Annotated in this window: 7 protein-coding genes; 2 read left to right on the top strand and 5 right to left on the bottom strand. The window is 65.0% G+C overall.

Annotated elements, in window-relative coordinates; translation table 11 throughout:
- From VFW45_08560 to msrP, 3 genes are all read right to left on the bottom strand, one after another.
- Positions 1–608: class I SAM-dependent methyltransferase (locus tag VFW45_08560; GenBank protein HEU5180831.1), on the bottom strand; the 608-nt coding region annotated here is incomplete at its 3' end.
- A 10-nt stretch (positions 609–618) separates the two neighbouring features.
- Positions 619–1,269: a protein-methionine-sulfoxide reductase heme-binding subunit MsrQ gene (locus VFW45_08555; GenBank protein HEU5180830.1), complete on the bottom strand. Its 651-nt coding sequence runs from the start codon at positions 1,267–1,269 to the stop codon at positions 619–621.
- Positions 1,269–2,276, bottom strand: a complete 1,008-nt coding sequence (msrP, locus tag VFW45_08550) for a protein-methionine-sulfoxide reductase catalytic subunit MsrP (protein HEU5180829.1) — start codon at positions 2,274–2,276, stop codon at positions 1,269–1,271. Before msrP ends, VFW45_08555 begins: the two co-directional genes overlap by 1 nt.
- Positions 2,277–2,461: 185 nt before the next feature.
- On the opposite strand from msrP, the gene VFW45_08545 reads away from it, so the two are divergent.
- Complete coding sequence (locus VFW45_08545; GenBank protein HEU5180828.1) at positions 2,462–2,998, top strand: peroxiredoxin; 537 nt, start codon at positions 2,462–2,464, stop codon at positions 2,996–2,998.
- A 16-nt stretch (positions 2,999–3,014) separates the two neighbouring features.
- On the opposite strand, the gene VFW45_08540 is transcribed toward VFW45_08545, so the two are convergent.
- Both VFW45_08540 and VFW45_08535 read right to left on the bottom strand, forming a co-directional pair.
- Entirely contained in the window at positions 3,015–5,324 is a 2,310-nt protein-coding gene (locus tag VFW45_08540; protein ID HEU5180827.1) for a TonB-dependent receptor, read from the bottom strand.
- 266 nt (positions 5,325–5,590) lie between these two features.
- The gene (locus VFW45_08535; protein ID HEU5180826.1) at positions 5,591–5,947 is read right to left on the bottom strand and encodes a hypothetical protein; all 357 of its coding nucleotides are present in this window, start codon (positions 5,945–5,947) and stop codon (positions 5,591–5,593) included.
- 297 nt (positions 5,948–6,244) lie between these two features.
- Between VFW45_08535 and VFW45_08530 the strand changes: the two genes are divergently transcribed.
- On the top strand, positions 6,245–6,879 hold a 635-nt coding region (locus VFW45_08530), incomplete at its 3' end, for a serine/threonine-protein kinase (protein HEU5180825.1).

Raw genomic sequence — 6,879 nt, 5'->3', positions numbered from 1 at the left:
GACGCAACTCCCTGGTAGGTATAGGTCATCGGGCGTGGTCCCGGCAGGTAGGCGGTCCGCAGCTCCTCGATTCGAAATCCCGCATTTTGGATCAAGATGTCGATGCGGCGATTCAGATGGCAGCCGCCGCCCGCGCGCTTCCAAATGGGAGTCAGGCGGTCCTGCCAGGCCGCGACCCCCGCGTCGCGGTCGCGACCATGCTCCAGGAATAGCAGACGCCCGTCGGGCTTCAGGATGCGCCGGACCTCTTCGAGCGCGGACGAGGCATCGGGGATGGAGCAAAGGCTCCAGCTCGTGACCGCCGTGTCGAAGCCGGCGCTTTCGAGCGGGATAGATCTCTCCGCCGACTGGAGCAGGAGGTCGACGCGCAACGAGGTGCCCGCGGCCCGCTTTCGCGCCATTTCCTTGAGCTCTGGGGATGGATCGACTCCAACGATCTGCTCCACCTCCGATGAGTAAAAGGGGAGATTCAGCCCGGAACCGATGCCGATTTCCAGAACCTTGCCGCGCGCCTTCGGGATCCACTCGGCCCGCAGGCGAGCAGCATCCTTGTTGCGCATGGCCAGGTCGATGAGCCGGGGGAGAACGTATCTTGCGTAAAACCCCAAGTGGCTTCCCTCAGCTCTGCATCGTGGGGGTCCACCGGGCAGGGTCGCGCTTTGGACGGTCGTGCAGCGAGGCCGCCAGCCGCGCCAGAAGCAGCACTCCAAGAATGACGGCGTAAATGACCGGCTCTCTCAGGTCTTTCTTCACGCGCCAGATGAAATGGATGACGCCGAGGATGCCGGCTGCGTAGGCCAGCCGGTGTAGGCGCTTCCACCGGACGAAGCCGAGGCGTCGCACGGCCGCCGCCGTGGAGGTGAGAGCCAGCGGGAGCAGCATGACGAAAGCAAGGAAGCCGACGAAGATGAACTTGCGCTTGGTAATGTCGGCGAAGATCGCGCGCCAGCTCAGCGTCTGGTCGAGCCCGATGTAGGTCGTCATGTGGAGCAGGGCGTAGAAGAAGGCGAACAGGCCGAGCATGCGGCGCAGCCGGATCGGCCACGTCCACCCGAAAGCAGCCCTCAGCGGCGTGCAGGTGAGCGAGGCGATCAGGAAGACGAGCGCCATCAGGCCGAGCCGGTTGAGCGCCTCGGCGATCGGGTTGGCGCCCAGCTCACCGCGCAGGGCGCTCCAGAGCGTGGCGGCCAGCGGCACGAGCGAGCCGGTGAACACGGCCGGCTTGAGCCACGGATGCGGTACCGATCGACGCACGGCGCCGGCCACCATCAAAAGTTCCTGCGCAGGTCCATGCCGGAATAAAGGCCGGCGACCTGCTCGGCGTAGCCGTTGAAGGGAAGCGTCGGGCGTCGCTGCAGCTCGCCGATGCGGCGCTCCGTCGCCTGGCTCCAGCGCGGGTGATCGACAGCCGGGTTGACGTTGGCGTAGAAGCCGTACTCGTCGGGCGCGGCGACGTTCCAGGTCGTCCGCGGCTGCTCCTCCGTCAAACGGATCTTCACGATCGACTTGATCCCCTTGAAGCCATACTTCCAGGGCACCACCAGGCGGATCGGCGCTCCGTTCTGATTGGGCAGCGGCTTGCCGTAGAGCCCGACCACCAGAATCGCGAGCGGGTGCATCGCCTCGTCCAGGCGCAGCGCCTCGACATAGGGCCACGGGAGCACGTCGCGACGCTGCTCGGGCATCTGGCTCGGATCAAGAAGTGTGGTGAAGGCGACGTATCTGGCCCGCGAGGTCGGCTCGACCCGCTTGAGGATCGCGCCGAGCGGCAGGCCGAGCCATGGCACCACCATCGACCAGGCTTCGACGCAGCGCATGCGGTAGATGCGCTCCTCGAGCGGAGCCCAGCGCATCAGCTGGTCGATGTCGATCCGCTGGGGCTTGCCGACTTCGCCCTCGATCTCCACGGTCCACGGCCGGGGCTTGAGGGTGTGAGCGTTGGCCGCCGGATCACCCTTGTCCGTCCCGAACTCGTAGAAGTTGTTATAGGAGGTTACGTCTCCGTAGGGCGTCTGCGTCTCCGAGGTGCTGTACGGGCTGGGGCCGGCGGATTCGAACAGCTGCTTCTCCTTGATAGCGGCGCCGGCGGATGCGCGCGCCGGCGATGCCGCGGGCCGTCCCCTACGCCGCCCCTCCATGAGCCAGAGCAGGCCGCCACCCACTCCTGCGCTCGTAGCGGTAAACAGAAGAGCATTCTTGATGAATTCCCGGCGCCTCCAGTACAAAGGCTCCGGAGTGATTTCGGAGGAAGGGGGAGTTTTGCCAAGCTTGCCCATAAACCGCGCGTGCGCCCTTGGAGAGCTCCGGCGTTCATCAGGGCGTAATACGCAGCATTATAGAATCGGACTCGGTGCGTCAAGTCTTCGGTGGGAAAGCGCGCCGGCGCGAATCGCTCGCGTCCAATTGCTTCGGAGGATCGACCCGGGGATAATGACCCGCTCACCACAACATGGGGTAAGGCATGAAAACTCTGATGCTCGCGTTTCTGGCAGCCGCGGCGGCCGCGGCAGCCGCGGGAAGCGCCAAGCCGCCCGACGTAGGCGACATGGCTCCCGCCTTCTCGCTCGCCGGCTCGGACGGCAAGACTTACAATCTGTCAGATTTCAAAGGGAAGGAAGTGGTCGTCATCGCCTGGTTTCCGAAGGCTTTCACCGGGGGATGAACGGCCGAGTGCAAGTCGCTCCGTGCGAGCGGACCGAAGATTCGGGATTTCCAGGTCGCCTACTTCGCTGCCAGCGTCGATGATGCCGAAACCAACCACAAGTTCGCCGAGTCCCTGGGCCTCGACTATCCCATCCTGAGCGACCCCGACAAGAAGACGGCGGAAGCCTACGGCGTGCTGCAGTCGGGCTACGCCGCCCGCAACACCTTCTACATCGGCCCCGACGGGCGCATTCTGTTCGTGGATCGCAACGTGAACGCCGGCGCGGCGGGCGACGATGTCGCCAAGAAGCTGGCGGAGCTGAAGGTCCCACGCCGGGAGGGAGCCGCGAAGTAGGTTCTGCCGAGCGGTCCTACGAACCCAGGTTCCAGCGGACGCCGACCACCAGGCTGCGCGCCGGCATGATGTAGTATTGCGCGTCCCCCAGCTCGCTCTCGGAGACCGGCTCCCTCTGGTCGGTAAGGTTGTAGCCATCCAGGCGGAATTCCAGGTCCTTGTAGCGGTATCCCACTCCCGCGTCGAGCGTCGTGAAGGCCTCCGTGGGCGCGGTGTTGCGCTTGTTCAGGAAGCGCGTCCCCACATAGTTGGCCTGGATGCTTCCCCGCCAGGCGCGCTCCGGCGCCAAGACGAAGCCCATGAAGGCCATGTTGCGCGCCGACATCTCGAGCTGGTTTCCATCAAGCACGGTGGGAGGCGCGGGGATGGGGTCGAGCTGAGTCGTGTAGTCCGTGAAGCGCGCGTCATGCAGGCTGTATCCGACCCGCCAGCTCAGCGCCGGCTTGATTTGCCAGGCCGAAGCGATCTCTAGCCCGCGGAAGCGCTCGCTGCCGGCGTTCTCCAGCGAGGGAACTCCGCCGACGTTCTGCGAGACCACCAGGTTGTGGAAGTTCATCTGGAACGCGCTCATCTCCAGGGACAGCTTCCCATCCAGCAAGCGGCTCTTCACGCCGACTTCCACGCTCTCGGCCGTCTCCGGATTCAGAATCTCGTCTTCCGCTTCCAGCCCGAAATCGACCACCGCAGGCTTGTAGGTGTTGCGGTAATCGGCGAACAAATAGAGCGCCTCCGCTCCCTGGTGCCAGGCGGTCCAGGTCACTCCGGCATAGCCGCTGCCGCGCCATAGATTCATACTGTCGGTGCCGCCCTCGGTCGTGCCGCTGCCGAACTCCACCGCGCTGGCGTCGCGCGACTCGTCGGTGTAATTCACGCGCAGTCCCAGCTCGAAATGCCAGGTCTCCTTCGGATCCCAGCGGAACTGTCCGTACGCCCCGGCGAAATTCCGCACGTCGGTAATCTTGATGTCCGCCTGACTGGCCAGGTCTTCGCCGTCGGGGGGATTGTCGCCGTTCAGGTTCACGAAGTAATCGAAGTCGCCGCCCGAAGTCTCGCCGTGCCCATAGAGATAATCGACGCCGGTGACCAGCTGGAGCTTCCTGGCCAGCGGAAACGCGACGTGGCTGTCGAGATAGATATCGGTGATCGGCGTGTCCTGACGGAAGCCGTGGGCGTTGGGATTGACGGTTGAAACGTCCACCAGGAAGCCGCGCAGGATGTCCTGGCTCGAGTGCGCGACCGAGAAACGGCTCGTCCAGGATCCCTTCAACGCCGGCTGCTCGTAGGAGACATTCAGCGCGAAGCGATTCTCGTCGATGTGCGATCCGCCGGGATTCTGGTTGGTGTCCAGAGCGACTTCGGGCGCCAGATCCGCCCCTACGCGAACGCGCGGGCTCGCCGGATCCTGCTGCTGCCACAAGCCGTCCACGTCGAAGCGCAGCTTCCCGGACCCCGCCGGAACGACGTTCTTCCACAACAGATGCCCGCGCTGCACCTCGGTACGATCATCCTTGTAACCCGCCTGACCCAGATCGAGGCTCAGGGCCGACTGGACGGAGGCCCAGCCCGGCAGCGGCGTGCGATAGCTGGCTGAGTAGCTGCCATAGCTCCCGCCAGCCACGGAGAGGACTTTCGCCGGATCGTCCGCCTCGCGCTTGAAGACTTCGATGACCCCCACGAACGAGGTCGCCCCATAGGTGACGGGGGCGGCGCCGCGCAGCACCTCGATGTGGTCGACATCGTACAGATCCAGCGCCTGCATGGCAGGATTGAAGGCGCCCCCCCAGGGAACGCCGTCCACGACCAGCAAGTAGGCGTCGAACTCCTTGAGGCCCCACATCTCGACCACCGAGCTGGCAGGTCCCGCGTCGCCGCCGGGCGCCACGTCCAGGCCGACCGCCTGCGAAAGCGCGCCCTGAAGGTCGCGAGCACCGCGATTGACCATATCTTCGCCGCTCACCACGGTCACCGAGGCCGGCACCTCGCTGCTGGGCTCCGGGACGCGCGTCGCGATGACGGTGACCGATTCCGACAGGACGGGGGTGACCTTGATGGGTGTTCCCTGCGCCGGGGCCGAGTCGAGCCTTACAGGGGCCGTGTACTGACCTCCCGCGAGGAGGACGCGCAGCTCGCAGGGAAACGTCGGGTCGGGCTCCCAATGGAAGCGTCCCTCCGCATTGGTGCGTGTGGTTCCTTCGACCCCGGTAATCGAGACGGTGGCTCCCACGGCGGGCGCTCCGTCGGGGAGCAGGACCTGGCCGTCGAAGGCGAGGGCGGGGAGGGCGCAGAGCACAAGCAGACCTACGGTGGCGGTGGCTTTCTGGAGCATGACCGTCTTTCGCTCGATGTCGCTTTCGAGATTCGATCCTGGGGAGTGGGCATTATTCAGGAGGCGTCAAGGTCGAGTCAAGAGCGGCAATACTCGGCTGGCGTGGGTCAGAGGGCAGGAAGAGCGTCGGGAGAATCCGGACTGCCGGCGGGGGACAATGCGGCTGGAAGCGGGAAATGTCGAAAAACCGCGCCGGGAGGGGGCCGTGAAGTATCCGGGGGGATCGCGGCCGCGGCCCCCTCGCTCGGGGCGGTGTCGAGGTCAGATTAGGTGTGGGACTTTGCGTGAGCCTGCGTCTTGGCGTGCGCCTGTGACTGGAGCTCGCCCTTGATCTGCTGGTACTTCTTCCACTGATCCGGGTTCAGGACATCCTTCAGGTCCTTGTCGCGCTGCTCTTGCGCGGCCTTAATCTTGGCCTGGCGATCCTCGCGCGTCGATGCCTGGACCGCGGTGTCGGTCGACTTGGCCGTGCGCAGGTTGATCTCTTCCACCTTCGGGACCTGGTCTTCGCTCAGATTGAGCTTCTCCTTCATCCTCTCCGTCAGGCGGTGCGCACGCTCTTCGGCCGGTGGCATGGTGTGCTTCGGCGCAGTGGCCTGTGGCTTGGCGGTTTCGGCGGGCATCTTCGTCTCGTCAGCGGCACGGGCGACGGGACCGGCAAGAGCGAAGCAGACCAGGCATGCGGCAGCGGCTTGGAGCGGGGACGGGCGGTACGACATACAGTTTTTTCCTCCTACTAGCGTCAGGTTAAGGGTACTCATCGTACCCCTGCTTTTTCCGTGAAACGAGAGCTGCCGCCGGCAAGCTTAACGCCAGATTTCAGGGGCTCCGACGTGTCTCTGGAATGGCGGCAACCGCGCCTTTTCGAAGACCCTTTTCGCCAGCGTGATATTCTCTGGCCCCAGAGAGGGCTTGACACCATGAAACCCCCAACCGGAAAGAAGCTGGGACACTACCGGCTGCTCGAAGAGATCGGGCGAGGCGGGATGGGCGTGGTGTATCGCGCGCTGGATACGAAGCTCGAGCGCGAGGTGGCTCTGAAGGTCCTGCCGAAGGAGGCAACGGCCGATCCGGAGCGCCTGGAGCGCTTCCGGCGCGAGGCCAGGGCGGTCGCCGCGCTCAATCACCCGGGCATCGTCACCATTTACTCGGTAGAGGAGGCGAAAGGAACTCACTTCCTGACGATGGAGCTGGTGAGCGGGAGTGCCCTCGAGGAGATGATTCCCGCCTCGGGGATGAGCCAGGAGCAGATCTGCAGGATCGGCATCCCACTCGCGGAGGCGCTGGCGGCGGCGCACCAGCGCGGCATCGTCCATCGGGATCTCAAGCCTGCCAACATTGTCGTGACCAGCGACGGCCGGCTCAAGGTGCTCGATTTCGGCTTGGCCAAGCTGCTTTCCTCGAGCGAATCCGTGGGAGAGGGAAGCGCTCCGCCGACCCGGACCCTGGCGACCGGCGAGGGCAAGGTCCTGGGGACCATTCCTTATATGTCGCCCGAGCAGGTGACGGGGAAGCCGGTCGACGCGCGCGCCGACATCTTCTCGCTGGGCATCAT

The sequence above is a fragment of the Candidatus Polarisedimenticolia bacterium genome (genome assembly GCA_035764505.1).
Taxonomy (GTDB): domain Bacteria; phylum Acidobacteriota; class Polarisedimenticolia; order Gp22-AA2; family AA152; genus AA152.
This window is presented reverse-complemented; position numbering and strand designations above follow the sequence as displayed.